General features: G+C 68.4%; 22 protein-coding genes and 1 pseudogene. 9 read left to right on the forward strand and 14 right to left on the reverse strand.

Features of this window, described 5'->3' with window-relative positions; all coding sequences use genetic code 11:
* Positions 1-43 precede the first annotated feature (43 nt).
* Positions 44-619 (reverse strand): aminoacyl-tRNA hydrolase, encoded by a 576-nt coding sequence (gene pth / locus ACQPYS_RS25570; RefSeq protein ID WP_063037052.1) that lies wholly within the window; start codon positions 617-619, stop codon positions 44-46.
* Between the two features lie 17 nt (positions 620-636).
* On the reverse strand, positions 637-1233 hold the full coding sequence (locus ACQPYS_RS25575) for a 50S ribosomal protein L25/general stress protein Ctc (protein WP_431940097.1): 597 nt from the start codon (positions 1231-1233) through the stop codon (positions 637-639).
* Between the two features lie 289 nt (positions 1234-1522).
* Here ACQPYS_RS25575 and ACQPYS_RS25580 point away from each other — a divergent pair, with 289 nt between their 5' ends.
* Positions 1523-3166 carry a peptide chain release factor 3 gene (locus ACQPYS_RS25580; RefSeq protein WP_433491041.1) on the forward strand — a complete coding sequence of 548 codons (1644 nt, stop codon included), beginning with the start codon at positions 1523-1525 and terminating at the stop codon, positions 3164-3166.
* Positions 3167-3328: 162 nt separating this feature from the next.
* On the opposite strand, the pseudogene ACQPYS_RS25585 reads toward ACQPYS_RS25580, so the two are convergent.
* Both ACQPYS_RS25585 and ACQPYS_RS25590 read right to left on the reverse strand, forming a co-directional pair.
* Positions 3329-3820 (reverse strand): annotated as a pseudogene (locus ACQPYS_RS25585) (nuclear transport factor 2 family protein); the annotation flags it as partial.
* A gap of 337 nt (positions 3821-4157) precedes the next feature.
* Positions 4158-5159: an Abi-alpha family protein gene (locus ACQPYS_RS25590; RefSeq protein WP_433491042.1), complete on the reverse strand. Its 1002-nt coding sequence runs from the start codon at positions 5157-5159 to the stop codon at positions 4158-4160.
* Between the two features lie 226 nt (positions 5160-5385).
* On the opposite strand from ACQPYS_RS25590, the gene ACQPYS_RS25595 reads away from it, so the two are divergent.
* Both ACQPYS_RS25595 and ACQPYS_RS25600 read left to right on the forward strand, forming a co-directional pair.
* Positions 5386-6708: a hypothetical protein gene (locus tag ACQPYS_RS25595; protein WP_431940095.1), complete on the forward strand. Its 1323-nt coding sequence runs from the start codon at positions 5386-5388 to the stop codon at positions 6706-6708.
* A 101-nt stretch (positions 6709-6809) separates the two neighbouring features.
* Positions 6810-7559, forward strand: coding sequence for an Abi-alpha family protein (locus tag ACQPYS_RS25600; protein ID WP_433491043.1), 750 nt, complete (start codon positions 6810-6812; stop codon positions 7557-7559).
* A 10-nt stretch (positions 7560-7569) separates the two neighbouring features.
* On the opposite strand, the gene ACQPYS_RS25605 is transcribed toward ACQPYS_RS25600, so the two are convergent.
* Both ACQPYS_RS25605 and ACQPYS_RS25610 read right to left on the reverse strand, forming a co-directional pair.
* Complete coding sequence (locus ACQPYS_RS25605; RefSeq protein WP_433491044.1) at positions 7570-9375, reverse strand: ABC-F family ATP-binding cassette domain-containing protein; 1806 nt, start codon at positions 9373-9375, stop codon at positions 7570-7572.
* Between the two features lie 222 nt (positions 9376-9597).
* Entirely contained in the window at positions 9598-10566 is a 969-nt protein-coding gene (locus ACQPYS_RS25610; protein ID WP_084481028.1) for a 4-(cytidine 5'-diphospho)-2-C-methyl-D-erythritol kinase, read from the reverse strand.
* 390 nt (positions 10567-10956) lie between these two features.
* On the opposite strand from ACQPYS_RS25610, the gene ACQPYS_RS25615 reads away from it, so the two are divergent.
* A complete protein-coding gene (locus ACQPYS_RS25615; RefSeq protein ID WP_433491045.1) occupies positions 10957-11166 on the forward strand; it encodes a heavy-metal-associated domain-containing protein in 210 nt (69 codons plus the stop codon).
* 27 nt (positions 11167-11193) lie between these two features.
* Here ACQPYS_RS25615 and rsmA read toward each other — a convergent pair whose 3' ends face one another.
* The 3 genes from rsmA to ACQPYS_RS25630 all read right to left on the reverse strand — a co-directional run bounded on the left by rsmA (position 11194) and on the right by ACQPYS_RS25630 (position 13294).
* Positions 11194-12060: a 16S rRNA (adenine(1518)-N(6)/adenine(1519)-N(6))-dimethyltransferase RsmA gene (rsmA, locus tag ACQPYS_RS25620; RefSeq protein ID WP_373861424.1), complete on the reverse strand. Its 867-nt coding sequence runs from the start codon at positions 12058-12060 to the stop codon at positions 11194-11196.
* Positions 12061-12123: 63 nt separating this feature from the next.
* Entirely contained in the window at positions 12124-12312 is a 189-nt protein-coding gene (locus ACQPYS_RS25625) for a hypothetical protein (RefSeq protein WP_433491046.1), read from the reverse strand.
* Between the two features lie 145 nt (positions 12313-12457).
* Positions 12458-13294, reverse strand: coding sequence for a TatD family hydrolase (locus tag ACQPYS_RS25630; protein ID WP_063037033.1), 837 nt, complete (start codon positions 13292-13294; stop codon positions 12458-12460).
* Positions 13295-13572: 278 nt separating this feature from the next.
* Between ACQPYS_RS25630 and metG the strand changes: the two genes are divergently transcribed.
* A complete protein-coding gene (metG, locus tag ACQPYS_RS25635) occupies positions 13573-15138 on the forward strand; it encodes a methionine--tRNA ligase (protein ID WP_433491047.1) in 1566 nt (521 codons plus the stop codon).
* A gap of 16 nt (positions 15139-15154) precedes the next feature.
* On the opposite strand, the gene rsmI is transcribed toward metG, so the two are convergent.
* On the reverse strand, positions 15155-16000 hold the full coding sequence (rsmI, locus tag ACQPYS_RS25640) for a 16S rRNA (cytidine(1402)-2'-O)-methyltransferase (protein WP_245664600.1): 846 nt from the start codon (positions 15998-16000) through the stop codon (positions 15155-15157).
* A gap of 552 nt (positions 16001-16552) precedes the next feature.
* On the opposite strand from rsmI, the gene ACQPYS_RS25645 reads away from it, so the two are divergent.
* Positions 16553-18199: a dolichyl-phosphate-mannose--protein mannosyltransferase gene (locus tag ACQPYS_RS25645; protein ID WP_433491048.1), complete on the forward strand. Its 1647-nt coding sequence runs from the start codon at positions 16553-16555 to the stop codon at positions 18197-18199.
* 6 nt (positions 18200-18205) lie between these two features.
* Here the strand turns inward: ACQPYS_RS25645 and ACQPYS_RS25650 are convergent, their stop codons facing one another.
* Both ACQPYS_RS25650 and arcA read right to left on the reverse strand, forming a co-directional pair.
* On the reverse strand, positions 18206-18565 hold the full coding sequence (locus ACQPYS_RS25650) for a GntR family transcriptional regulator (RefSeq protein WP_063037025.1): 360 nt from the start codon (positions 18563-18565) through the stop codon (positions 18206-18208).
* 29 nt (positions 18566-18594) lie between these two features.
* Complete coding sequence (gene arcA / locus ACQPYS_RS25655) at positions 18595-19860, reverse strand: arginine deiminase (RefSeq protein ID WP_433491049.1); 1266 nt, start codon at positions 19858-19860, stop codon at positions 18595-18597.
* Between the two features lie 126 nt (positions 19861-19986).
* Between arcA and soxR the strand changes: the two genes are divergently transcribed.
* The gene (gene soxR / locus ACQPYS_RS25660) at positions 19987-20553 is read left to right on the forward strand and encodes a redox-sensitive transcriptional activator SoxR (RefSeq protein ID WP_084481019.1); all 567 of its coding nucleotides are present in this window, start codon (positions 19987-19989) and stop codon (positions 20551-20553) included.
* Here the strand turns inward: soxR and ACQPYS_RS25665 are convergent.
* Positions 20474-21388, reverse strand: coding sequence for an SDR family oxidoreductase (locus ACQPYS_RS25665; protein ID WP_433491050.1), 915 nt, complete (start codon positions 21386-21388; stop codon positions 20474-20476). The genes soxR and ACQPYS_RS25665 overlap by 80 nt on opposite strands.
* A 159-nt stretch (positions 21389-21547) precedes the next feature.
* Between ACQPYS_RS25665 and ACQPYS_RS25670 the strand changes: the two genes are divergently transcribed.
* Together ACQPYS_RS25670 and ACQPYS_RS25675 are read left to right on the forward strand one after the other, a co-directional pair.
* Complete coding sequence (locus ACQPYS_RS25670) at positions 21548-21832, forward strand: NAD(P)H-binding protein (protein WP_431940089.1); 285 nt, start codon at positions 21548-21550, stop codon at positions 21830-21832.
* On the forward strand, positions 21832-22653 hold the full coding sequence (locus tag ACQPYS_RS25675; protein ID WP_433491051.1) for an SGNH/GDSL hydrolase family protein: 822 nt from the start codon (positions 21832-21834) through the stop codon (positions 22651-22653). The genes ACQPYS_RS25670 and ACQPYS_RS25675 overlap by 1 nt, the downstream gene beginning before the upstream one ends.
* 60 nt (positions 22654-22713) lie before the next feature.
* On the opposite strand, the gene ACQPYS_RS25680 is transcribed toward ACQPYS_RS25675, so the two are convergent.
* Complete coding sequence (locus tag ACQPYS_RS25680) at positions 22714-24918, reverse strand: hypothetical protein (RefSeq protein ID WP_433491052.1); 2205 nt, start codon at positions 24916-24918, stop codon at positions 22714-22716.
* Between the last annotated feature and the right edge of the window lie 50 nt (positions 24919-24968).

Here is a 24968-nt window from a genome sequence, read left to right on the forward strand (position 1 = left end):
CGCTACCGCCCACCGCACTATCCCGACATCCGGTCGCCCGCGCTCAGTGCAGTTGATTCTGGGCGGCTTCCAGCCCCACCCGCAGCAGCAGTTCCACCGCGTCGGCGGCCTGCTCCACCACCGTCGGGAGCTCTTTGCGCTCAACCGACGAAAAGGGCTTCAACACATAATCGGCCGGGTCCTGCCGGCCGGGCGGTCGCCCGATACCGATCCGGGTCCGCAAATAGTCCTTGCTGGTGAGAGCCCCGGACACCGACCGTAGGCCGTTATGTCCGCCCTCACCCCCGCCACGTTTGAGCCGGATCTCACCGAACGGGATATCCAGCTCGTCGTGGATCACCACGACCTCGGTGGGCGGCACCGAGAAGAACCGGGCCAGCGCCGCCACCGGCCGGCCGGACAGATTCATGTACGACCGCGGTTTCGCGATCAGTACCTGTCGTCCGTCCAACCGCGCCTGCAACAGATCGGCGCCCGACTTCTTGTGCGCGGTGAACCGGCCGCCGACCCGCTCCGCGAGCGAGTCGGCGACCAGGAAGCCCACATTGTGCCGGGTGCGCTCGTAGGCGGGACCCGGATTGCCCAGGCCGACGACGAGCGCCGGCGCGGTATCGGCCATCGAGAGGGGCCGGTTCTTTATTCGGCGCTCTCGCCCTCGGCGCCCTCGGCCTCGGGCTCCGGCTCGGCGGCGCGGGGCTCGACGATATTCACGATCAGGGCTTCGGGGTCACCGGCCAGGCTGACGCCCTTGGGCAGCTCGATGGCGCCCGCGGTGATCTGGGTGCCCACCTCGGCGCCGGCTATGGAAACCTCGACCGACTCGGGAATGTTGAGCGCCTCGGCCGATACCGAGATGGTGGTGGCCTCCTGGGTGACCAGGGTGCCCGGGCCGGCCTCACCGGTGAGGGTGACCGGCACATCGGCGGTGACCTCTTCGCCGCGCTGGACGATCAGCAGGTCGGCGTGCTCGATGTAGCGGTGGATGGGGTGCACCACGACCGACTTGGTCAGCGCGAGCTGCTTCTTGCCCTCGATGTTCAGGTTCAGCACCGCATTGGTGCCGTGCTGACGCAGGATGGCCGCGAACGACAGCGCGTCCAGCGACAGATGCTGGGGGTCCGACTGGTGCCCGTACAGCACGGCCGGCACGTTGCCCGCGCGGCGGGTACGGCGCGCTGCGCCCTTGCCGAACTCGGTGCGGATCTGCGCTTCGAGAAGGTTGACGTCGGACATGACTGAAATAACTCCTACGGCTATACCGGACTGGTGGGCGGTGCCAGGGTAATCGCGCCCCTGGTCGGTTGGTCTGCTCGTCAGGCGAGGACCGATCGGAGGCGGCCGGAAGCCGCGCCGCGTCGATCACGGTGCCGCAGAAATGCGAACCCTCGCCGAGACAACCCGAATACTGTAACTCAGTCCCCGAATAACTCCTGAATCGGGTAGTGGGCGGCACGTGGACGCCTGGTCAGCACCGTCACGTAGCCTGGACAGGTTCTCCCTATCGTCCGAAAGGTTGTTTCCGTTGACCGCCTCCACCGAGGGCTCCGTCGCACCCGCTGCGCGCGGATTGGCCGCCGAGGTGTCGCGGCGCCGCACTTTCGCCGTGATCTCCCACCCCGACGCGGGTAAATCGACGCTTACCGAAGCTCTCGCGCTGCACGCGCGCAAGATCGCCGAGGCGGGCGCTATCCACGGCAAGGCCGGACGTAAATCTACGGTGTCGGACTGGATGGAGATGGAGAAGGCGCGCGGTATCTCGGTGAGCTCCACCGCGCTGCAGTTCAACTACCGGGCCGCCGGCTCCGAGATCGACAATGTGATCAATCTCGTCGACACCCCCGGTCACTCCGATTTCTCCGAGGACACCTACCGCGTACTGACCGCGGTCGATGCCGCGGTGATGCTGATCGACGCCGCCAAGGGCCTGGAACCACAGACCTTGAAACTGTTCCAGGTGTGCCGGCATCGCGGTATCCCGGTGATCACCGTCATCAACAAATGGGACCGGCCGGGCCGCGCTCCGTTGGAACTGCTCGACGAGATCGACGAGCGGATCGGTCTCACGCCGACCCCGCTGTTCCTCCCGGTCGGGATCGCCGGCGATTTCCGCGGCCTGCTGCGTCGCGGGCCCGACGGCACCCCTGCCGAATACATCCATTTCACCCGGACCGCCGGCGGCGCCACGATCGCGCCCGAGGAATCGCTGACCCCGGCGGCCGCCGAAGCCCGGGAGGGTGAGCCGTGGACCACCGCCGTGGAGGAGAGCGAACTGCTCTCGGCCACCGGTCAGGACCACGACCAGGAACTCTTCCTCGCCGGGCAGACCTCGCCGGTGATCTATGCCTCGGCCATGTTGAACTTCGGAGTCCGGCAGCTGCTGGAAACCCTGGTGGCGCTCGCGCCCGCCCCCGGCGCACGGGACGCGGTGGACGGTACCCCGCGGCAGCCCGCGGATCCGTTCAGCGCGGTGGTGTTCAAGGTGCAGGCCGGGATGGATACCGCCCATCGCGACCGGCTGGCCTTCATGCGGATCGTATCCGGGGAGTTCGAACGCGGCATGGTCGTCACCCACGCCCAGACCGGTCGCCCGTTCGCGACCAAATACGCTCTCACCGTATTCGGCCGGGAACGCGCCACCGTGGATACCGCCTATCCCGGTGACGTGGTGGGCCTGGTGAACGCGACCGCTTTGGCCCCCGGCCACACGCTGTTCGTGGACAAGAAGGTCGAGTTCCCGCCCATTCCGTCGTTCGCGCCGGAACATTTCGCCGCGCTACGAGCGCAGAGCGCGGGCAAGTACAAGCAGTTCCGCAAGGCCATCGACCAGCTCGATTCCGAGGGCGTGGTGCAGGTCCTGCGCAACGATTCGCGTGGTGACGCCTCCCCGGTTCTCGCGGCGGTCGGTCCCATGCAGTTCGAAGTGGTGACGGCCCGTATGCAGGGCGAGTTCGGTGTGGAGACCCAACTCGACAACCTCGCCTATACGATCGCCCGGCGCACCGACGCCGAATCGGCACCCGAACTCGACCGTCAGCGCGGGGTGGAGGTGTTCACCCGTAGCGACGGCGCGATCCTGGCCGTCTTCAGCGATAAATGGCGGTTGCAGTACATCCAGAAGGAGATGCCCGATCTCACGCTGGAACCGCTGGTCGCCGCCGCCGACTGACCGGGCTCAACCGGCCGCCCGGTTCTCCGGGCCGGGATACTCGCGGTCGGTGTCGACCTCCCCATCGCCGGCCGGGGGACCTGCCTCCGCGTTACCCGTTCCGGCACCCGCCTGCGGATGGTCGCGTGGGACGCGCTCGACCTCCTCGACCCCGGTGGCCTGCTGCATCAGGCCCCAGCGGTTGGCGGTCAGCCGCAGGCTGGGCAGGTCACTGAGCGAGAGCACCACTTCGTAGGTGCGTTCGTATCCGGTGCGCGATATCCGCCAGTGGCCATCGTCGCAGCGCACGTATTCATCGTTGTAGAAGGCGGAGCCGCGCAGCAGCATATTGTTCTCCGGAATCAGCGCGGTATCGGACAGGTACCAGATTCCGGTGGCCCGGTCTCCGTTCACATCGATCTCGGGGTGATCGCAGCGATGTTCGGTGATGACGTGCGGCCCGAGGGTATTGCGCAGGAATGTGAGGAATGCTTCCCGTGATTCGAACTGGAGGTATTCGCTGTAGGTGGCCGTCGCCTCCGGCACCATCGTGTCCGCGAGCTCGTCCCAGTGTTTGGTGTCCAGGGCACGCAGGTATCGGAATTTCAGGCGATGTATCGCGAGGATATCGTCGGTCGGCACAGCGTTCACCCCGGATCGTTCGCCGGGCCGCATCGGCCCCATCGTCAGCGGCACATCTGCCTCGGGCTCGAGCCGCGGAGGCAGCGAGACGTCGAGTCCGGCCCCCAATGCGGCCGCGAGTGCGGGGCCGGAGAAGGCCATGGTGTCGCTGCTCTGGCCCGGCCGCCGCGGAAAACCACCCGGGCGTGGCCCGGGATCGTTGCGCTCTTCGCCCTGGTCCATCCCTCCACCATCCCACCTGAAATGGACAAAATGGGAGGTAATTCAGATCTGTATCGGATTGCTATCCTGCGTCGGCGATATCACGGACTCCGGGCGCGGATCACCGATTACGAAAAGGTCCGCGCAGGCCCGGTTCGCCGGATCGATATCAGGGCCGCTCGCCGTTGCCCATGGTGAAGCAGGTCCGGCAGAAATCCTCTCCGAACTCGGTCAGACGCAAGCTTTTGCGGACAATTTTCGGTGCGCGGCCCGCTTTTTTCAGCGCTGCCTCCACGATCGGCTGAACCTCCAGCACCATATAGCGACTCAGTACCACCGGATCGTCGGAATTATCGGTCAGACCCAACCGGCCGAGGTTGATCAGGTACGAGCGCGCGCGGTCCATGTACCGAACCCCGGCCTGCTCCGGCACCGACGTCAGCCCCCCGGCGATCAACTCCGATCCGATACCCAGTGGGCGGTTGGTGCGCACATCGACCGTCGGCTGCGGCCCGTTGAGGGCCATATAGCGCAGGATGCGGGCCTCGTCGGGCGCCAGTTCGTCCAGGATCCGGTCATAGGCCGGATGCACCTCTTCGGTGAAGTACACATCCGCCGACCGGGCCAGCAGGGCGTCCCCGCGGCGGCGCAGTTCGGCGACGCTGGCCGAACGCAGATAGGAGCCGACCGCCACGGTCTGCTGGGGCGGGGTCTGCCCGGTGGGGACATAGCTGACGATCTCGCGCACCGAACCCTCGGTGACGCCGAGGGCATTGCGCGCGATGGAGCGCAGCGCGTTACCGGTCCGTTCGGCGATCTCGGCCGAGGATTCCCCGTCCAGGGCGGCCTGGGTGATCTCCCGGGTCATCTCGTAGGAGGTGTTGACCGCCCACTGGCCACCGCGCACCACACTGCCCGCCGCCAGGCCGGCCGCCCGGAACACACCGCGGATGAGACGGGCCTCATTGCTGATCTGCCGCTGTTCGATATCGGCGCCGCGTTCCACACTCGACGGGGGCCGGCGTTCGACGTCCGAGGTAGCCGCGCGCACACCGTTCGGGGACGCACCGCGCGCGTTTCCCGATACCCGCCCGGCCCCCGGGGGCCCGCTGCGCTGCACGGCACGGGAACCGGTCCGGGGGATCTCCTGTCCGGTCCTGTCGTCTGCCACGTCTACTCCGATATCGCCAGATGAACGAATCCGCTCACCGATTATTGCCCATTCGCCGCGATCACTCGCCGCCGGACCATGAATCCGGCTCTCGTCTGGGACACTGGTGTGCCGGACCCGAACGCGCTACCGCCGGGACGTCCGCCGCGGCGCGGTCGCCGTCCGGTGGTGGTGCTAATTTGAGGGTCCCGGTGAGGCGGCGATCACCGGAGCAGGAGGGTGTGTCGTGTTGGAGAGTGTATTCGGGGTACACCCGACGATCCTCCTGGAATTGCTGACCATTCCGCTGTTCACTGGAGTCATCGGCTATGTCACCAACTGGACCGGTGTGCTGATGCTGTTCCGGCCGATCGCATTTCACGGTATCCGGGTGCCCGGCCTGCGGTATCTGTACCCGTACCTGCCCAAGCGTATCCAGATCCTGCCGTTGCTCAGCGATGACGGCCGCTTCGGCTGGCAGGGCATCGTCCCCTCACGGGCCGACAAGATGGCCAGTATCGCGGTGGACAAAGGCCTTTCGAAACTGGGTAGTGTCGCCGACTTCTATCGAGAACTGGAACCCGACGCCCTCGCCGAGCATCTGGCGGGGACGGCCGAGACCCAGATCCGCGATATCGTCGAGTCGATCCTGCGCCGTGAGCATCCGCAGCTCTGGTACAACCTGCCCGGTCAGGTCCGGGAGATGGTGCACGAGAGAGTGCGCCAGCAACTGCCGGATATCCTGCGCGAGCTCACCACCGAACTCGGCACGAACATCGATCAACTGCTCGATGTCAAACAGATGGTCATTCGTTATTTCCAGGCCCGGCCGCAACTGCTCAACCAGTTGTTCCAGGTGCTCGGCGCCAAGGAATTGCGGTTCATGCAGAATTTCGGCCTCTACTTCGGCGCCCCGATGGGCGTCGTGCTGGTCGCGATACTGCATGTCACCGGCTGGCCCACGCTGGCGGTGCTGCCGATCGGCGGGGTGATCATCGGCTGGGTCGTCAACTGGGTCGGCCTGAACATGATCTTCGCCCCCGCCGAGCCGAAATGGTGGTGCCCGTGGCGGCAGGGTCTGCTGATCAAACGCCAGGACGAGATCACCACCGGATACGCCGAACTGGTCTCGACCCAGGTGATGACGGTGGCCAATATCGGCGACGAGCTGCTGAACGGACCCAAATCCGACCGCACCCTGCAAATGCTGGAAGACACCCTGCGACCCGCCGCCGACCGGGCACTGGGACCGGCGCGCGGGGCGGTGAAACTGGTACTCGGCAGCCGTGACTACCGCACGCTGACCGAGACCCTGACCTCCGAGGCGATGGCCATCGCGCCGCTCGCCTTCGCCGACGAGGACTTCAACGTGCGCCAGGGCAAGCAGATCGGCGCCTATATCTCCAAGCAGATGTCCGAACTGTCGCCCAACGATTTCGTCGATATGCTGCGGGCCGCGATCAAACAGGACGAGTGGCTGCTTTTCGTGCACGGCGGCGTACTGGGACTGTTCGCCGGATACGCGCATATCCTGGTCTTCGGAACGGGGGTGGCGACGACATGGCTGTGAAACGGGAAACGCGGGACAGCGGTGAGCCCGAGCGGCGCGACGGTAGCGGTCGGGCCGGCGGGAGCGGGCGGTCCGGCGGCCCCGCCGCCACCGTACGGGCCGTGAGCGGAGTCGCACGGGTCGCGGCCTCGGCGGTATCGGGCACCACCCGCTGGGGTGTGCACACCGCCCTCGATATCACCGAGACGGTGGTGCGCGGCAGTATGGCCGGGCTGCCCCCGGCCGAGATCCGCACCGAGGCGGTCGCGCGGGCCCAGGAGGCCCTGCGCCGGGCGCTGGGTGTCGCCGCGGCGGAACCGTCGGCTCTGGACAACCCCACCGAACGCTCATTGCGCGAGCAGGGTGCCGCGCTGTTGCGCCTGGCCGCCAGCCCGCGGGCCGCCGACGAGGGCCATCCGGCCTTCGCCCGCATTCTGGCCGAGCTCACCTCCGACGAAGCCCGCATCCTGCGCCTGCTCCGCCTCGACGGGCCGCAACCGGCCGTAACCGTCCGCGGCGGCCGCCGCGCCCGGCGCGCTTCGCGTAAGGCGGACCAGGGATCGGGTACGGCCGAGGTCGGGGTGAGCATGATCGGCGAGCACGCCGGGCTGCGCCATCCCGACCGGGTCCAGCGTTACCTGGCCAATCTGCGCCGGATCGGGCTGATCGAGTTGCTGCCCGAAGCGGTGGGCACCCCCGAGCGCTACCAACTGCTGGAAGCCCAGGCACCCGCGATCGAATTGCTGAAACAGGCCGGTGGCCGCGGCAAACTCCAGCACCGCGGTATCGCGCTCACTCCGTTCGGCGGCGAGTTCGTCCAGGCGAGCCTCCCGATCACGGGGGAGAACGGCCCGGCGGCCCAGAACCACTGAGCGCGGGCACTCATACCTGGTCGGCGAGTTCCATCCAGCGCTCTTCGGCCGTTTCCTTCTGGGCTTGGACATCCTTGAGTTCGGTGCCCAGTGTCACCAGTTTGCCGGGGTCGGTGGCGGCCTCGGCCAGCGCCGCGTGCAGGGCCGTCTCCCGCTCGCCCAGTTTGTCGATGGCGCGTTCCAGCCGGGTCAGTTCCTTACGGGCCGCGCGGTAGGCCGCGGAATCGGTCTGCGCCGCCGCGGGCTGCGATTGCGCCGCCGCCCGGGCGGAACCGCCCGCCGCGATTTCGGCGCGGCGGCGCAGGTACTGGGCGATACCACCGGGCAGGTTGGTGAGCGCGCCGTCACCGAACAGCGCCCAGGTGCTGTCGCAGATCCGCTCGACCAGATAGCGGTCGTGGCTGATCACCACCAGGGTGCCGGCCCAGTTGTCCAGCAGATCCTCCAACTGCTGGAGGGTGTCGATATCGAGGTCGTTGGTCGGTTCGTCCAGCAACAGCACATTGGGTTCGGACATCAGAATGCGTGTGAGTTGCAGGCGCCGCCGCTCGCCACCGGACAGGTCACGAATCGGGGTGCGCTGGCGGGCCGGGGAGAAACCGAGCCGTTCGGCGAGCTGCCCGGCCGAGAGTTCCAGCGCCTTGCTGCCTTCGCCGAGGGTGATCCGCATGGCGATCTCCTGCACCGCCTCGAGCACCCGCATATCGGTGGGCAGATCATCGAGCTCCTGGCGCAACCAGCCGATCCGGACGGTCTGGCCCTGGATCCGTTTCCCGGACACCGGGTCGATATCACCGGCGAGCGCGCGCAACAGCGTGGTCTTGCCGGATCCGTTCACCCCGACCAGACCGACCCGTTCACCGGGGGCGAGCCGCCAGGTGAGGTCCCGTACCAGTTTCCGACCGTCCGGGGTGGCGAGGGTGGCGTCCTCGAGTTCGACCACCACCCGGCCCAGGCGCTTCTTGGCGAACGCGGCGAGCGAGACCGAATCGCGCGGCGGCGGCACCTCGGCGATCAGCGCCTCGGCGGCCTCCACCCGATACCGCGGTTTGGACGTACGGGCCTGCGGGCCACGCCGCAACCAGGCCAGTTCCTTGCGCGCGAGGTTGCGGCGGCGAGCCTCGGTCGCATCGGCCTGCCGGGCGCGTTCGGCCCGTGCGAAGATCCAGTCGCCGTAGCCACCCTCGTAGGTTTCGACCCGGCCGCCCACCACCTCCCAGGTGCGGGTGGCGACCGTGTCCAGGAACCACCGGTCGTGTGTGACCACGACCAGCGCGCTACGCCGGGCCAGCAGATGTCCGGCCAGCCATTCCACCCCTTCGACATCGAGATGGTTGGTCGGTTCGTCGAGGACCAGCAGATCCAGTTCCCGCACCAGCGCGGCCGCCAGCGCGACCCGTCGGCGTTCGCCACCGGACAAGTTGGTGACCGACGTTTCCAGACCGAGGTCCGCGATACCGATACCGTCCAGCACCGACCGGATGCGGGGATCGGCGGCCCATTCGTGTTCGGCGATATCGCCGGTGGGGGCGTCGTCGGCCAGTCCGGCCAGCACCACCTCGCCGATGGTGGCTCCCGCGGGCAGGACGCCCCGCTGTGTGACCACCGCCATGCGCAGCCCGCCGAGCCGGCTCACCCGGCCGCTGTCGGGCTCCTCGATACCGGTCAGCACCTCCAGCAGGGTGGTCTTCCCGCCGCCGTTGAGGCCCACCACCCCGATCCGGTCGCCGGCGTGCACACCGAGCGAGACTCCGTCGAGCAGCGGTGTGATCCCGAAACTCTTGCTGACCTGTTCGAGGTTGATCAGGTTGGACATGGATCCTTCCGCCTCCGGCTGCCGGCCACGCCTCTACGGGGCCCCGATCAGCCTAATAGGCACTGCCGGATGCAGCCCATCCGCAGCCCACGCACGCCCGGAGGTGCTCCTGACGGGCACCGTTCGGCGCAACCCGTTCACTGTTCGTGCATGGGCTCTGGAGCGGGTGCGGTGGTACCGGGCCGCCGAGAGGTGCCCGGTAGCGGTTCCGGTGTTCGGCGCTCAGGCGCGGCGCGGGCCCGGCCCGGGGTCGGGCGCCGGTGGGTGCGGCTCCTCGTGGCCGATCACCCGTGCGCCGGGAACCGGGCCGCTGGCCGTGCGCACGCTGCGGGCCACCCCCGCGCCGGACAGTTCCGCCGCGACCGCCACCGCCGATTCCGCCGATTCGCACAGGAACGCGCAGGTCGGGCCGGAGCCGGAGACCAGTCCGGCCAGTGCGCCGACCTCTACGCCCGCCCGCAATGTGCGACGCAACTCGGGGCGCAGCGAGACCGCGGCGGCCTGCAGATCGTTGCCGAGCAGTGGGGCGAGCTGGTGCGCGTCGCCGGAGGCCAGCGCCTGCATGATCTCCTGGGGTTCGCCGAGCCGGGGCGGTTCGCCCTGGACCCGCAGCCGGTCGAGTTCGGTGAACACCTCCGGGGTGGACAGCCCGCCCTTGGCCAGCGCCAGCACCCAGTGGAAGGAATTGCGGGACAGCACCGGCAGCAGGCGTTCCCCGCGCCCGGTGCCCAGCGCGGTGCCGCCGTGCAGGGCGAAGGGCACATCGCTGCCCAGTTCGGCGCCCACCACGGCGAGTTCGTCCCGGTTCATCCCGAGTTCCCACAGCTCGTTCAGTCCGACGAGCGCGGCGGCCGCGTCGGCGCTGCCGCCGGCCATACCGCCGGCGACCGGGATGCCTTTGTCGATGACGATCTCCACCAGGGGCGCGCGTCCGGCCACCTGGGCGAGCCGGACCGCCGCCTTCCACACCAGATTGGTCCGGTCGGTGGGCACTTCGGCGGCGCCCTCCCCGGTGACCCGCAGGGTGAGCGAGTTGGCGGGAGTGATCTCCAGATCGTCGGCGAGTGACAGCGCCTGGAACACCGTGGTGAGCTCGTGGTAGCCGTCGGCGCGCAGGTCACCTACTCCCAGATGGAGGTTCACCTTCGATGGAGCCCGCACGGTGACGGGGCTGGGCACAACGGACAGCACGGTGACCCAGCCTAATGGGCGCGGTTGGACGAAGCCCATCCACAATCCGCGGACGGCCCGAGCGGGTGCGGAGGCATGCCGGGGGCCACAGTCGGGCGAGACCCATCGATGACCCGCGCACGGCCGAGGCGAAGGCGGAGGTATGCCGGGACACACTCGCGAGACCCGTCCATGGCCCGCGCAGGTGGCGGCACCAGCGGTGGTTCGCCCGATGCCGGTCCCGGGACCGCGGGCACAGCGAAAGGTCCTGCACCGAGGATCTCGTTCGGAGCCGGCCGGTGAGCTCGGCCCAGCGGGTGCGTTGGACAACACGCCATTGCCGCAATTACCCCCCGGGGGTATATTCGACGGCAGGACTTCCCGAACGGGAACGAGCACGAAGGAGATGTCATGGCCACGACCAGCACCTACACCGTCACCGGTATGACCTGCGGACACTGCGTCCAGTCGGTACAGACCGAGATCGGCAAGATCGACGGTGTCACCGGCGTCGACGTGGACCTCGCATCCGGCCGGGTCGTCGTCGAGGGCAACGCACCCATCTCCGATGCCGATATCGCCGCGGCGGTGGACGAAGCGGGTTACGAGATCGCCGGGTAATCAGGGGACAGGGTCGATCCGAACGGATCAGGATTGCGCGGCGAGACGGACGAACGCCGCGGTGTCCAGGGTCTCCCCGCGGGCAGTCGGTGCGATCCCGGCGGCGAGCAGCCGCCGCTCGGCTTCCGCGGGGCCACCCGCCCAGCCCGCCAGCGCGGCCCGCAGTGTTTTGCGGCGCTGCGCGAACGCCAGATCAACCACCTCGAATACCCGGCGCCGGTGCGCCTCGTCGACCGGCCAGGGCGATTCGGCGAACCGATCGATGCGCACGAGACCCGATTCGACCTGCGGCACCGGCCAGAACACCTGCCGGCCTACCGCACCCGCTTTGCGCACGGTTCCGTAGAACCCCGCCTTCACGCTGGGCACTCCGTACACCCGGCCACCCGGCTTCGCGGCGAGCCGGTCGGCCACCTCGGCCTGCACCATCACCAGTGTGGTGGTGATACTCGGGAACTCGGCGAGCAGATGCAGCAGCACCGGCACGGCCACGTTGTAGGGGAGATTCGCGACCAACGCGGTCGGCGCCGCCGCCAGCTCCGCCGACCCGATCCGCAGTGCGTCACCCGGGATCACGGTCAGCCGATCGGCCAGCGTGGCCGCCCGCTCCCGCACCGTCGCGGGCAGTTGCCCGGCCAGCACCGGGTCGATCTCCACCGCGAGGACGGTATCCACCACATCCAGTAGCGCCAGGGTCAGGGAACCGAGTCCGGGTCCGACCTCCAGCACGGTATCCGCCCGTCCGACACCGGCCGCGGTCACGATGCGCCGGACGGTGTTGCCGTCGTGTACGAAGTTCTGGCCGAGCTGTTTGGTCGGGCGCACACCCAACCGTTCTGCCAGTTCGCGCACCTGCGCGGGGCCCAGCAGTTCGGCCTGACCACGCACCATCATCTCGGCATCGGACACCGGGAGAACCTACCAACCCGGGCCGGGCCGCCCGCGCGGGCGGGAAGCTCAGGCCGCGTCGAGCGCCGGCGCGCGCGAAAGGTCCGCCGGGGCGGAGTGCGCCCGTTCGCCACCGGAGTCGTGCGTGGCGATGGCCGCACCGGCGCCGGCGATCAAGGCCAGCAGCACAGCGGCGATGACCAGGTACAGCATGAGCGAGCGGGAGGAGTTGATCCTCGCAAAGGGTGACACGGTCACGAGACGATAACGAAGCGGATGGCCGCCGACAACCGGCACGAACCGACCCGCCGATTCTTCACACCACCGGTGAGCGGTCGCGCCCCAGGTAGACGAAATCCCGGCGGGTCGAATTGTGATTCAGATCACTCAAGATCAACGCGGCTCAACTACGGCCGAATCGATAGATACGGCGCGCGTTCGCAGTGCTGATCTCGGCCAGTTCACCCGGGTCCTGACCACGGGCCTCGGCCACCGCGCGCACGGTGTACGGCAGGCAGTACGGCTCATTGGGCGCGCCCCGGTACGGATGCGGAGTCAGATACGGCGCGTCGGTCTCGAACAGCAACTGCTCGTCCGGCACCACCCGCACCGCCTCCCGCAGTTCGTGCGCGTTCTTGAAACTCGCCGTCCCCGAGAAACTCAGGACATACCCCTCGGCCACACACGACACCGCCATATTCGCGTCCGAGGAGAAACAGTGGAAGATCACCGTCTCCGGGGCGCCCTCGTCGAGCAGCACGGTCAGCAGATCGTGATCGGCTTCCCGGTTGTGGATCATCAGCGGTTTGCCGATGCGCTTCGCCAGGTCGATATGCCAGCGGAAACCCTCGATCTGGGTCGCCACATCCGCGCATCCCTCCAGCTTGCCCGGCCAGTAATAGTCCAACCCGGTCTCACCCACCGCCACCACCCGGGGGTCGGCGGCCAGCTTCTCCAGCTCGGTCCGCGCCGCATCGTCGAGCGCGTTCGCCCGGGTCGGATGCAGCGCGACGGCGGCATACACCCGGTCGTCCCAGTTCGCGGCACGGACCGCCCAGCGGGCGGCGTCCAAATCGTCGGCGACGGTCACCACCCGCCCCACGCCCACTCCGGCCGCCCGGTCGACCATCTCGGCCACCGACGCGGCATCGGTGGCACCGCAGGCATCCAGATGGGTATGCGCGTCGACCAGCGGCGTCAGCGGCTCCGGCAGCGGCGGCGCGGGACGCTTCGCGCTCATCGGTCCGCGACCCGGCGCCGAAGCGGGCGAACACTCAGGACGGTGCCCGCCGCGCGGGCGGGGCGGAATTCACGCACACGATCGAGAAGAGGCACGGGCACCACACTAGAGACCGCGTCCGGCCGCACGGCGGGCAGCGCGCACCGCCATTCCGCCGCGCGCGGGCGGTCCCCGCCGGATTCGATCCCGGCCCGCGACGCCCGGCAAGTACGCTCTGATGGCATGAACACGCAGTCGAGTCGGCTTCACTGCGGTCCGCATGATGAAATCGACACACCATGAGCGCAGTCGATCGTCCCGCCTTCTACCTCACCACGGCCATCGCGTACCCCAATGGTGCGCCGCATATCGGGCACGCCTACGAGTACATCTCCTCGGACGCACTCGCCCGGTTCAAGCGGCTCGACGGGTACGACGTGTTCTTCATGACCGGAACCGACGAGCACGGTCAGAAGATGCAGCAGACCGCCGCCGCCGAGAACACCCCGGTGGAGGAGCTGGCCGCCCGTAACTCCGATGTGTTCGAGGCGATGGACAAGACCCTCGACGTCTCCTACGACCGGTTCATCCGCACCACCGACGCCGACCACCAGCTCGCCAGCGCCACCATCTGGCAGCGGATGCTGGACAACGGCGATATCTACCTCGACAACTATTCGGGCTGGTACTCGGTGCGCGACGAGGCGTTCTACACCGAGGAGGAGACCACGCTGCTCGACGACGGCAGCCGTATCTCCACCGAGACGAAAACCCCGGTCACCTGGACCGAGGAATCCAACTTCTTCTTCCGGCTCTCGGCCTATCAGAACAAACTGCTCGCGCTCTACGACGAGCACCCCGAGTTCATCGCCCCGGCCACCCGGCGCAACGAGATCGTCAGTTACGTGAAGGCCGGTCTCAAGGACCTGTCGATCTCCCGGACCACCTTCGACTGGGGTGTGCCCGTCCCCGACCACCCCGACCATGTGATGTACGTGTGGGTGGACGCGCTCACCAACTACCTCACCGGTGTCGGATTCCCCGATACCGAGTCGGCCGCGTTCCGGAAGTACTGGCCCGCCGACGTGCACATCATCGGTAAAGACATCACCCGCTTCCACACCGTGTACTGGCCGGCGTTCCTGATGTCGGCGGGGATCGAACTGCCGCGCCGGGTCTTCGTGCACGGCTTCCTCTACAACAAGGGCGAGAAGATGTCGAAGTCGGTCGGCAATGTGGTCGACCCGCTGGACCTCGTCGATGCCTACGGCCTGGACGCGGTGCGCTTCTTCCTGCTGCGCGAGATCTCCTACGGCCAGGACGGCAGCTACAGCCACGAGGCGATCGTCTCCCGGATCAATGCCGACCTCGCCAACGAATTCGGCAACCTGGTGCAGCGCAGCCTGACCATGGTCGCCAAGAACTGCGACGCGGCCGTCCCCACCCCGGGCGAGTTCACCGCCGAGGATCGGGCGTTGCTCGACCGCGCGAACGGACTACTGGAACGCTGCCGGGCCGAATTCGACGTCCAGCAGATGCATTTGGCGCTCGAACAGATCTGGCTGACCCTCGGCGAGACCAACCGGTACTTCAGCGCTCAGGCGCCGTGGGCGCTGCGCAAATCCGGTACCGAGGCAGACCTCGCCCGGATGGCGACGGTCCTCTACGTCACCCTCGAGGTGGTCCGGATCGTGGCGATCCTGGTCCAGCCGGTCCTGCCCGGCTCGGCCGCACGGATCCTGGACCTGCTCGCCCAGCAGGACCGCGATTTCGCCGCGCTCGCCACCCCGCTGGTACCCGGTGTCGCGCTCCCGGCGCCCGAACCGGTGTTCCCGCGCTATGTGGAGCCGAAAACCGAGGACTGACCATTCCGGCGCCGGCTCAGTCCACCGCGGCGCGGCGGGCAGCCAGTACGGCATCGTAGAGTTCCCGCCGGGAGACCCCGGCGACCTCGGCGATCTCCGCACTCGCGTCCTTGAGACGCAGCCCCGCCGCGGCGCGTTCCTCCACCTGCGCCACCAGATCCTCCGGATCGACCACGGTGGCCGTGGCGCCCGCGAGCACCACGGTGATCTCGCCGCGCGCCCCGTCCACCGCCCATTCGGCGAGTTCGGCCAGCGTGCCGCGCACGACCTCCTCATAGGTCTTGGTGAGTTCCCGGCACACCGCGGCCCGGCGGTCGCCACCCAGCACCTCGACCGCGTCGGCCAGGCAATCCGCCAGCCGGTGCGGCGCCTCGAAGAAGACACACGCCCGTTTCTCCCCCACCAGCGTGCCCAGCCACTCCTTGCGCCGGCCCGGCTTCCGGGGTGCGAAACCGTCGAAACAGAACCGGTCCACCGGCAGCGCCGAGAGTGCCAGCGCCGTCGTCACTGCCGAGGGGCCCGGCAGACAGGTCACCGGTAGGCCGCGTTCGGCACAGGCCGCCACCAGCCGGTAGCCGGGGTCGCTCACCGACGGCATCCCGGCATCGGTCACCAGCAGAACGCTCCGGCCGTCCGCGATCTCGGTCAGCAGCGCCGGTACCCGCGCCTCCTCGACATGATCGTAGAAACTGACCACCCGGCCCCGGATCTCCACTCCGAGCGCGTCCGCCAGCGACCGGGTCCGCCGGGTGTCCTCCGCCGCCACGATATCGGCGCTACCGAGCGCCTCCCGCAGGCGCAGCGACGCATCCCCGATCGCCCCCAGCGGTGTCGCCGCCAAGATCAGCCCACCCGTGGTCACCACGCTCCTATCTTTTGGCGCCGCCTTCGGCGTCGCGGGGTCGAGGCCCCCTTGGTCTCGACCTCTGAGGTGTCTCGCAAGCCTCGACGCAGATAGGTTACGTCGCCATTCGATGTCCGGATCGGCAGGTGGGGCGGAGGGGGGCTCCCCCTGACCCGTGACACCGAAGGTCAGGGCGTGCGTGAGCCTGCTCGTAAAGGTGGGGATGCGGGCTTGCTCGTAAAGGTCTGTGTTTATTGACGGCGCCTCCGGCGCCGCGGGGTTGAGGCGTCTCGCAACACTCGGCACATACGGGTTGCGTCAGCATTCGACAGCCGGATCCGATGCCGACTCGTTCGAAACGGATGCCAACTCGACCACCCCGCCGACCTGGCATCCGATCGTCTTCACGAACAGCAGCGCCCTCTCGGTGCCGAGTCTTACGAGGCCATGAAAGGGTCGAGGCCCGTCCCGCCGTTCAGCGCCCGAAGTGCATGCGCGAAGCGCGAGTCTCGGGCGCTGAACGGCGGGACCTTCGGGGGCCTCGACCCCGCGACGCCGAAGGCGGCGCCAATGAGCACAGCACATAAGCTCACACCCGTGACTCAGCTGACCGAACCGCGCCGCCCCGCGGCCTGGCGGCCGCAGCGCGCCTGGTCGAGCCCGGCCCCACTGCGGCCGACACCGGATTTCGGTCCCACCGATACCGCGCGCGGCTGGGTGGTCAGCCTGTTCCTGACGGTGATCGCGGCCATCACCCGCTTCACCATGCTCAACTATCCGACCGACGCGGGGACGCCGGTCTTCGACGAGAAGCATTACGCCCCGCAGGGCTGGCAGTTCCTCACCGGCGGTATCGAGGACAATCCCGGTTACGGGCTGGTGGTGCATCCGCCGGTCGGCAAACAGATGATCGCGATCGGCGAGGCGCTGTTCGGCTACAACGGCTGGGGGTGGCGGTTCTCCGCCGCGCTGGCCGGTACCGTGCTGGTCCTGCTGGTCATCCGGATAGTGCGGCGAATGACACGCTCCACGATGCTGGGTGCCTTGGCCGGAATCCTGCTGATCGCGGACGGGACCACCTTCGTCTCGTCCCGGATCGGGATGCTCGACATCTTCATCACCGTATTCGCCACCGCCGCATTCGGATGCCTGATCGTCGACCGGGACCAGGTGCGGGCCCGGCTGGCCCGCGCCGACGCCGAGGGACGGATCGGCGAGACGCCGTGGGGCCCGCGCCTGGGTGTGCGGTGGTGGCGGTTCGGCGCGGGAGTCCTGCTGGGTCTGGCCTGCGGCACCAAATGGTCCGGGTTGTATTTCATCGCCGCGTTCGGGTTGCTGAGCATCCTGTTCGACCTGTTCGCGCGCCGCACCTACGGTGTCGGCAAACCGCTGTACGGCACCGCCGTCCGCGATCTCGGCCCCGCGCTGTACTCGCTGGTGCTGATCCCGCTGGGTATGTACCTGGCGAGCTATGCCGCCTGGTTCCGGAGCGAGACCGCCGTCTACCGCTATATGGCGGGTAATCCGTCGGCGCCCGAGGACGGGATCGGCACCGGTGGATTCTGGTCGCATCTGGTGCCCGACGCCATGCGTTCGCTGTGGTACTTCCACTCCCGCACTCTCGGGTTCCATTCCGAGCTCACCAATTCCGCCGGCAACCATCACCCGTGGGAATCCAAACCGTGGACCTGGCCGATGGGGTTGCGGCCGATGCTGTACTACTACGCCGACGACGGGGTCACCGGCTGCGGGCAGACCGAATGCGTGAAAGCCGTCATGCTGGTCGGTACGCCCGCCCTGTGGTGGGTGTCGCTTCCCGTACTCGCGTGGGGTATCTGGCGCTGGATCGTGCGCCGGGACTGGCGGTACGCGGCCGTGCTCACCGCCTACGGCGCCGCCCTGCTGCCCTGGTTCCTGACCCTCGACCGCCAGATGTACTACTTCTACGCGGTCACCCTGGCCCCGTTCCTGGTGATGGCGGTAGCGCTGGTGCTGGGCGACATACTCGGCACCACCGGGCGCCCGGCCGCGCGGGGATCCGGCGGCGAGTTCCTACCCGCCCGGCCCAGTGAACGCCACAGCCTGAGCCTCCTGGTGATCTGCCTTTACCTGGCCCTCGTGATAGCGAACTTCATCTGGCTCTGGCCCATCCTCACCGGCCTCCCCATAACAGCGAACAACTGGCAAGACCACCTGTGGCTACCGAGCTGGAGATGATAGTTCTCAGCTCCCCAGCGCGACCCTCACGTAGTGGATCGCCGCCTCCCCGTCCAACCCCAGCCGCCGGGTGGTCGCCACGTACTCCGAGGCCGCCCGCCCCGCCGCGTCGGCGGTGGGGTCGCCGGAGGAGGCGATGAACGAGCCCAGCCGGCCACGGGTTTCCAGGACTCCGTCCTGTTCCAGTTCACGGTAGGCGCGGGCCACCGTGTTGGGGGCGAGGCCGAGCTGGGCCGCCAGGGCCCGCACCGTGGGGATCTTGGTGCCCGCGGCCAGTTCACCCGCGCGGACCCGGGCGATGACGGCGAGCCGCAATTGTTCGTACGGCGGGACGCCCGAATCGTGGGACACCGTGATCTCGAGCATGGCTCGTTCTTACCGCATCCGGCCGGATTTCATACCGGATCGCGGGCAAGCGGGCAGGACAGGCAGCGCGGCCCGCCGCGACCCGAGCCCAGTTCCGAGCCGGGAATGCGCAGCACTTCGATACCGGCATCCTCCAGCCGCGCATTGGTCATTTCGTTGCGTTCATAGGCGACGACGACGCCGGGGCCCAGTGCGAGGGTGTTGTTCCCGTCATCCCACTGTTCGCGTTCGGCGGTGACTCCGTCGAGTCCGGTGTCGATTACGCGGAGTTTGTCGATCCCCATAGCTGCCGCCGCGGCGGGCAGGAAGGGTTCGGGGCCGGTGACGATACAGTCGCCGGAGGTGTCGTCGCGGTTGATCGTGTAGGTGGTGAGGGTTTCGCGAACTCCCGGATACATCACCACGGCGTCGGTATCGACCATGGTGCACACGGTGTCCAGGTGCATGGTGGCGCGGTTCTGCGCGATCGGCACCACCAGCACCGTATGCGCGAGGCGGTCGTCGAACAGGCTGCGTGCCAGAGCTTCCGCACCGGCCGGTGAGGTTCGTTCGCCGACGCCGACCGCGACCACTCCGGGTGCCAGCAGCAGCACATCGCCCCCTTCGATGGGCGCGGTATGCGATTCGTAGGCCCGGCGTACGCCGAGGAAACGCGGATGGAAGGCGTAGATCAGATCGGTGAGGGAGGTTTCCCGGGCACGGGCCGGAAGGGCCAGGGCGGTGATGGCGACCTTGGGGCCGACCCAGAACGAGGAGTCTCGGGTGAACAGCAGGTTCGGCAGCGGATCGATGACGAAATCGCCGCCGTGGTGCATCCGGCGGACGAGTGAGGTGTTGTCGGCGGCGAAGGGTAGTTCGTCGAAGGTCATACCGGCCATAAGGATTCGGGCCAGGTCGGCGGCCGGGACCCCGCGCAGGTGGCCGGCCAGTTCGGCGGCGAGGGCGTGCCCGAGACGGCGGGCGTGTACGGCGGCGGAGATGCCCTGGATACGGGCGGCACCGCTCACCTCGAGCGTTTCGGTGAGCACATCGGCCAGCAGCGCGACCTCGACTCCGCGGTCACGCAGCACCTGGGCGAAGATGTCGTGCTCCTGCTGCGCGCGTTCCACCCAGGGGATTCCGTCGAACAGCAACTGGTCGTTGTTGCGCGGGGTGAGGCGGCGCAACTCGTCACCGGGGCGGTGCAGCAGTACCGCGCGCAACGCACCGACTTCGCTGGTCACCCCGTAGCCGACGGCGGGAGGCCGGTTCTCGTCACGGACGGATGTCGGATCGGGTACGGCATCTGGTCCCATGTCCCGACATTAATGCGCGATCGCGGTGTGGGCACGGCGACGCCCACCCGTTCGCGGGGTAGTTGCCCCGATTCCGCCCCGGCCTCCAGCAACCTGAAGTATTGTTCAGATAAAGGAGGAGTATCGATGCCGACAGCGGATTGGAAGACCAGAGAGCTGACCCCCGGCCAGCTTTCCGAGCGTAGCGGAGTAGCCGTGTCCGCGTTGCATTTCTACGAACGCGAAGGCTTGATCTCCAGCCGCCGGACCAGCGGGAATCAGCGGCGCTACACCCGTGAGACGCTGCGCCGGGTGGCGTTCATCCGGATCTCGCAACGGGTCGGCATCCCACTGAGCGATATCCGGGCCGCCCTGGACCGTTTGCCGGAAGGTCGCACGCCCACCCGCCGCGACTGGGAGACGCTGTCCACCGCCTGGCGCGAGGACTTGGACGAGCGGATAACCCAACTGGTCCGGCTGCGCGACAATCTGACCGGATGCATCGGCTGCGGCTGCCTGTCCCTGGGGAGCTGCAAACTGGTGAACGAGTACGACCGCCTCGGCGCCGAGGGCCCGGGCGCGCGCGTGCTGGATGTGCATCTGAACTGCCCGGAGTCCGGCTGCGACGATGCGCTCAGTGCGGTGCCGGAGAGTCCGGACTCGTTGTGTTCCCCGCTGGCCGATCCCGATTCACCGACTGCTTCAGCGTGCTGAACTGCAGATTGGCCTGCCGCATCAGCAGTTCGTAGGGGAAGGCGAACTTCCGCTTCCACCAGTATCCGAACCGGATATCGAACGAGCTGTACACCAGGAACCGGTTGCGTTCGATGCCCTTCAGGATCACCGCGGCGACCTTCTCCGGCGCCACGGCGTGCCGGGTGAACAGCGAGGTGACCCGCTGGACCCGCGGGTGCTCCTTGTCCACGCCGACCAGGTCGAAAGAGCGCACCAGCGGGGTGGCGACCGCGCCCGGGGTCACCACGTGCACCGAGATCCCGTGCTCGGCCAGTTCGAAGCGCAACACCTCGGACAGGCCGCGCAGCCCGTATTTGCCGGCGCTGTAGGCGGCGTGCCACGGCAGCGCCAGCAAACCGGCCGCCGACGATACGTTCACCAGCGCGCCGCCCTGACCGGCACGCACCATCGGCGGCACGAACCGCTCGATCACATTGATCGGGCCCAGCAGATTGATATCGATCATCCGCCGCCAGTGCCGGATCTCGAGACTGTCGACCGTGCCCCAGACCGAGGTCCCGGCCACGTTCATCACTACATCGAGGCTGCCGAATCGCTCGTGCACGGCCGCCGCGAATTCGGCCACGGCGTCGTAGTCCGAGATATCGAACGCCTGGGCGATGAGCACGGTGCCGCCGGACCGCTCGATCTCGGCGACGGTATCGGCCAGCCCGGCGGCATCGATATCGGTAAGCACCAACTGCGCCCCGCGAGCGGCCGAGGCCAGCGCGGTCGCCCGGCCGATACCGCTGGCCGCGCCGGTGATCAGCGTTTTCGCGTTCTGCACCGATTTCCTGCGGTCGACCCGCCCCATGCTGCTACTCCCGATCGTCCGACTGCGCTGTCGGCAGCAGCTTACCGACCCGGGCGCGCGCGGGCACGGTGGAAACGGTGCCGGACGGACCGCGGAGCGTCGGCGCCGAGACGGAGGATGTTAGTGATTACCAACCACGATTTTCCTGGAGGTTCAGCAATGCGTCTCGGTATCTTCGGTACCACGGGTGGCACCGGTGGACATCTGATACAGCAGGCTCTCGTTGCCGGGCGTGACGTCCGGGCGATCGTTCGGGATCCGGCGGACCCGGCCGGCGCGGAGCATCCCGGACTCGACGTGCGCACCGGCGACGCGAAGGACCCGGACGCGATCGGCCCGGCGGTCACCGGTCCAGGCGCGACGGCCCCGGCACGCGGATCGGCCGCCCGCACCGCACCGGCCGAGCCCACCGCCACCGGGCGCTCGATCGGCCCGATGGACTGATGCGACCACGGATCACCCGCAGCAGACTGCTGGTCGCGCTCGCCGTCACACTCGCGGCCGTTGTCGGTACCGTCGGCACAGCCGGCTACCTGACCTTCGTACGGTCCGCCGCCGACTCTCCGGGACAGGCCTGCGCCGACGGAAAGCCGGGTGACGACCGGCCCGTTGTCGTGGCGGCGGGGGCCAGTACGACCCGCGGCACCCTCGGCGCCGACTGGGTGGGCGCGCTCCGGAAACGCGCGGAGTTCGGTGATCACCGGATCGTCAACGCCGGGGTCAACGGGAACACCAGCGCGGATCTGCGGGACCGGCTCGACACCGACGTCCTGGCCTGCCGGCCGGACGCGGTCATCGTCCTGGTGGGCACCAACGACGTCCGCGACGATATCGCCCTGGACACCTACCGCGACAACCTCACCGCGATCGTGGACCGCATCACCAACGCGGGCACGGCGCGGGTGGCGCTGATGTCACTCCCCCCGCTCGGCGACGACCTCGAGGACGAGATCAACCGCCGGCTGACCGGATACAACCGGGTCATCGCCGAAACGGCCACTCGTACCGGCGCCGACTATCTGCCCCTGCACGAACGGATCGCCGGCCTCGTCCGGCGACACGGCGTTCCGAGCGCGCGCTACGACTTCGGCTTCACCCTGGCCTTCACCGCGGCTGCGCAGCACTACCTGTTCGGGCGCAGCTGGGATCAGATCGCGCGCAGCCGCGGCTCGGACCTCTTCGTCGACGGCATCCATCTCAGCGACCGCGGCGGCGCCGAGGTGCTCGACCTCACCGCGAACTGGTTGGCGACCGTGCTGCGCTGAGCCCCGAGGATTCACCGCCCGCCCAGTCGGGTACGAGCACGGCCCGACGCCGACCGCAATTCACAGGTCCCAGGGGTCCAAACCGAACTCGGGAACCGTGTGGTCGAGATTGGCGAGACGCTTGACCGAGGTCAGCAGAGCCTCGTGATTCGCGTGCGTCGGGTGGTCACTGAACGTCCGCGCGATCGCATAGTGATCGGTGGCCAGCCGATGAGCGATGGCGGTCCTGGTGGCACGGCCGACCGAGTTCCATTCTTCCGGGGCGATATTGGCCCGCAATGCCCGGTCGGAATCCCAGTGCTGCTCGACTCGTGCGATGAAGCCGTGGTCGAGCTGCGCGGCGGGGTCCGGTGCCAGGGTGTGCCGGGCCAGGCTGTCGGCGTCGGCCACCGCCTGGGCCGCGAACGCCGCCTGGGCGTCGGTGCCCGCATGGTTCGTCACCGCGTTGCCGGAGGCGACCGCCTTCTGCAGGGGGGCGAAACCGTACGGATTACGCGATCTGGTCTCGTCCCGGACCGAACGGGCGCGCAGCGCCTGGTTCACAGCACCGTGGGTGGCACCCGCGTCCAGCAGCACGGCAGACATGTGGCTATAGGGCACGCGGTTGTTGTCGAGGTATTTGATCGCGCGCGCGAGTCCGAGCTCGGTTTGGATCCCGCCCCACGCGTCGGCTTCCCGCCGCGCCAGCAGCCGCCAGTTCTGCCGGGCCATCGATGCCCATTCGTGCCCTTCCAACCGGCTCGCCGCGGTGGCCACGCTCACCCGGTCGCTGCGCATCTTGCCCCGCGCCAGCGGACTGAGCGGGTTGACCGTGCGCCCCGCGGACCAGGCCGTGAGCGGCGAGGAGTTGACGGTATTCAGCGCGGCGAGACTCGCGATCGCGCTGGCACTCGAACCGCCCCCGGAACTCTTCCCGCCGCCGCCCATACCGAGCGCGGTACCACCCGAGCCACCGCGCGCGCCCTGGATCGTGAGCGCGACCCGGTTGGTCATCCAGTTCGAACCGCGGGTCAGCCCCTTACCCAGCCGGCCGAACTGCAGGATCGCCACGATTTCCACGACCGCCGTGATGACAATGACCGCGAGCACCTGTCCGTGCGCCTGCTGGAACAGATTGCCGAGGAACAGCAGGTACACGCCGATGAAGACGGTGTAGGCGCACATCCGGGCCGCGGCGACACCCGTATTCACCAGGTTGCGCACCAGGAACGTCTGACTGGGCCCGAAGACGAAACCGCCCGCGGCGAATCCGAAGACCGCCATGAACCCCTGCATGATCGCGTCCAGCGCGGCCCGCATCAACCGATAGGACAGCACCACCGCGAACAACAGCAGTACGGCCGCCGAGACCAATAGCAGCAGACCGGTGCCGATCTGCCCCACGCTCGGGTGGGCGGCGGCCGCGGCCGCCGCGGTGTCCCCGCAGGCTTCCAGTGCGCGCTGGGCGCGGTGGCTGTCCCCCGCGCTGACGCCCGAGGACCACGCCGCGGCACACGCGGATCGGTTGTCCACGATATGACCGAAGTTCCACACCTGCACCGGACGACGCGCGAAATTATCGGCCATATCGCCCTGCAGGGTGCTCACGGCCAGATCCGGATTCCGGTTCATGGACCCGTTGAGCCCCGACGCGACCGCCAAGCCGACGTCACGGCCCCGGGCGAGTACTCCGTCGGATCCCAGTGCGGCCGCCAGCGGGTCGGCCAGGAACAGCGGGCCCAGCACCGCCACCGCGAGCATCGTCACCGTCTGGATCGCCGCGCGGGCGTGGAAACCCCGCACGATGAACCACGCCACGAAGAAGGCGCCGATCGTCGCCGCGGTGATCAGGACGGCGGGCGTGGCGAGCTGGGCGACCAGCGCGCCGGCGGTACCGCGCAGCGCATCGGCGAAGAAGTCCAGCCAGGCGAAGCTCAGCGCGAAGCCGATGAACCAGATGGCGGTGGTCACGATGATCATGTAACCGGCGAACTCCAGGCCGACGATCGTCCACACGACCGTGCCGCCCGGGTCGAGCAGCCCGCCTTTGTCACTGACATAGGTGTAATCGGCGAGCGGCACACCGAAGGAGTCCCGGATATTCATCCAGGCCACCCCGTCCATCCGGCTCGACCCGGTCGCACCGTCCTGCGCGACGGCCACCGCCCCGAGCGTCCCCGGCAGTACGGTCAGCACGAAGAGGCCGGCGAAACACCAGAGAAGTCGGCGTCCCCATCCGGCTGCCGTCCGTGGTGCGCTGCTCCCGCGCTCACCCCACAGGCCCATAACCGTAGGATCCGGCTACTGGTCTGCGCGTTTCGCGCGCTCGCCGGGTG

It is taken from the genome of Nocardia grenadensis (genome assembly GCF_050942415.1).
GTDB lineage: Bacteria > Actinomycetota > Actinomycetes > Mycobacteriales > Mycobacteriaceae > Nocardia > Nocardia grenadensis.

Bases quoted from the DNA above. Each gene is read 5' to 3' on its own strand.
- pth (WP_063037052.1), bottom strand. From the start codon at position 619: ATGGCCGATACCGCGCCGGCGCTCGTCGTCGGCCTGGGCAATCCGGGT.
- ACQPYS_RS25575 (WP_431940097.1), bottom strand. From the start codon at position 1,233: ATGTCCGACGTCAACCTTCTCGAAGCGCAGATCCGCACCGAGTTCGGC.
- ACQPYS_RS25605 (WP_433491044.1), bottom strand. From the start codon at position 9,375: ATGTCCAACCTGATCAACCTCGAACAGGTCAGCAAGAGTTTCGGGATC.
- ACQPYS_RS25615 (WP_433491045.1), top strand. From the start codon at position 10,957: ATGGCCACGACCAGCACCTACACCGTCACCGGTATGACCTGCGGACAC.
- rsmA (WP_373861424.1), bottom strand. From the start codon at position 12,060: ATGATGGTGCGTGGTCAGGCCGAACTGCTGGGCCCCGCGCAGGTGCGC.
- ACQPYS_RS25630 (WP_063037033.1), bottom strand. From the start codon at position 13,294: ATGAGCGCGAAGCGTCCCGCGCCGCCGCTGCCGGAGCCGCTGACGCCG.
- metG (WP_433491047.1), top strand. From the start codon at position 13,573: ATGAGCGCAGTCGATCGTCCCGCCTTCTACCTCACCACGGCCATCGCG.
- ACQPYS_RS25645 (WP_433491048.1), top strand. From the start codon at position 16,553: ATGAGCACAGCACATAAGCTCACACCCGTGACTCAGCTGACCGAACCG.
- ACQPYS_RS25650 (WP_063037025.1), bottom strand. From the start codon at position 18,565: ATGCTCGAGATCACGGTGTCCCACGATTCGGGCGTCCCGCCGTACGAA.
- arcA (WP_433491049.1), bottom strand. From the start codon at position 19,860: ATGGGACCAGATGCCGTACCCGATCCGACATCCGTCCGTGACGAGAAC.
- soxR (WP_084481019.1), top strand. From the start codon at position 19,987: ATGCCGACAGCGGATTGGAAGACCAGAGAGCTGACCCCCGGCCAGCTT.
- ACQPYS_RS25665 (WP_433491050.1), bottom strand. From the start codon at position 21,388: ATGGGGCGGGTCGACCGCAGGAAATCGGTGCAGAACGCGAAAACGCTG.
- ACQPYS_RS25670 (WP_431940089.1), top strand. From the start codon at position 21,548: ATGCGTCTCGGTATCTTCGGTACCACGGGTGGCACCGGTGGACATCTG.
- ACQPYS_RS25675 (WP_433491051.1), top strand. From the start codon at position 21,832: ATGCGACCACGGATCACCCGCAGCAGACTGCTGGTCGCGCTCGCCGTC.
- ACQPYS_RS25680 (WP_433491052.1), bottom strand. From the start codon at position 24,918: ATGGGCCTGTGGGGTGAGCGCGGGAGCAGCGCACCACGGACGGCAGCC.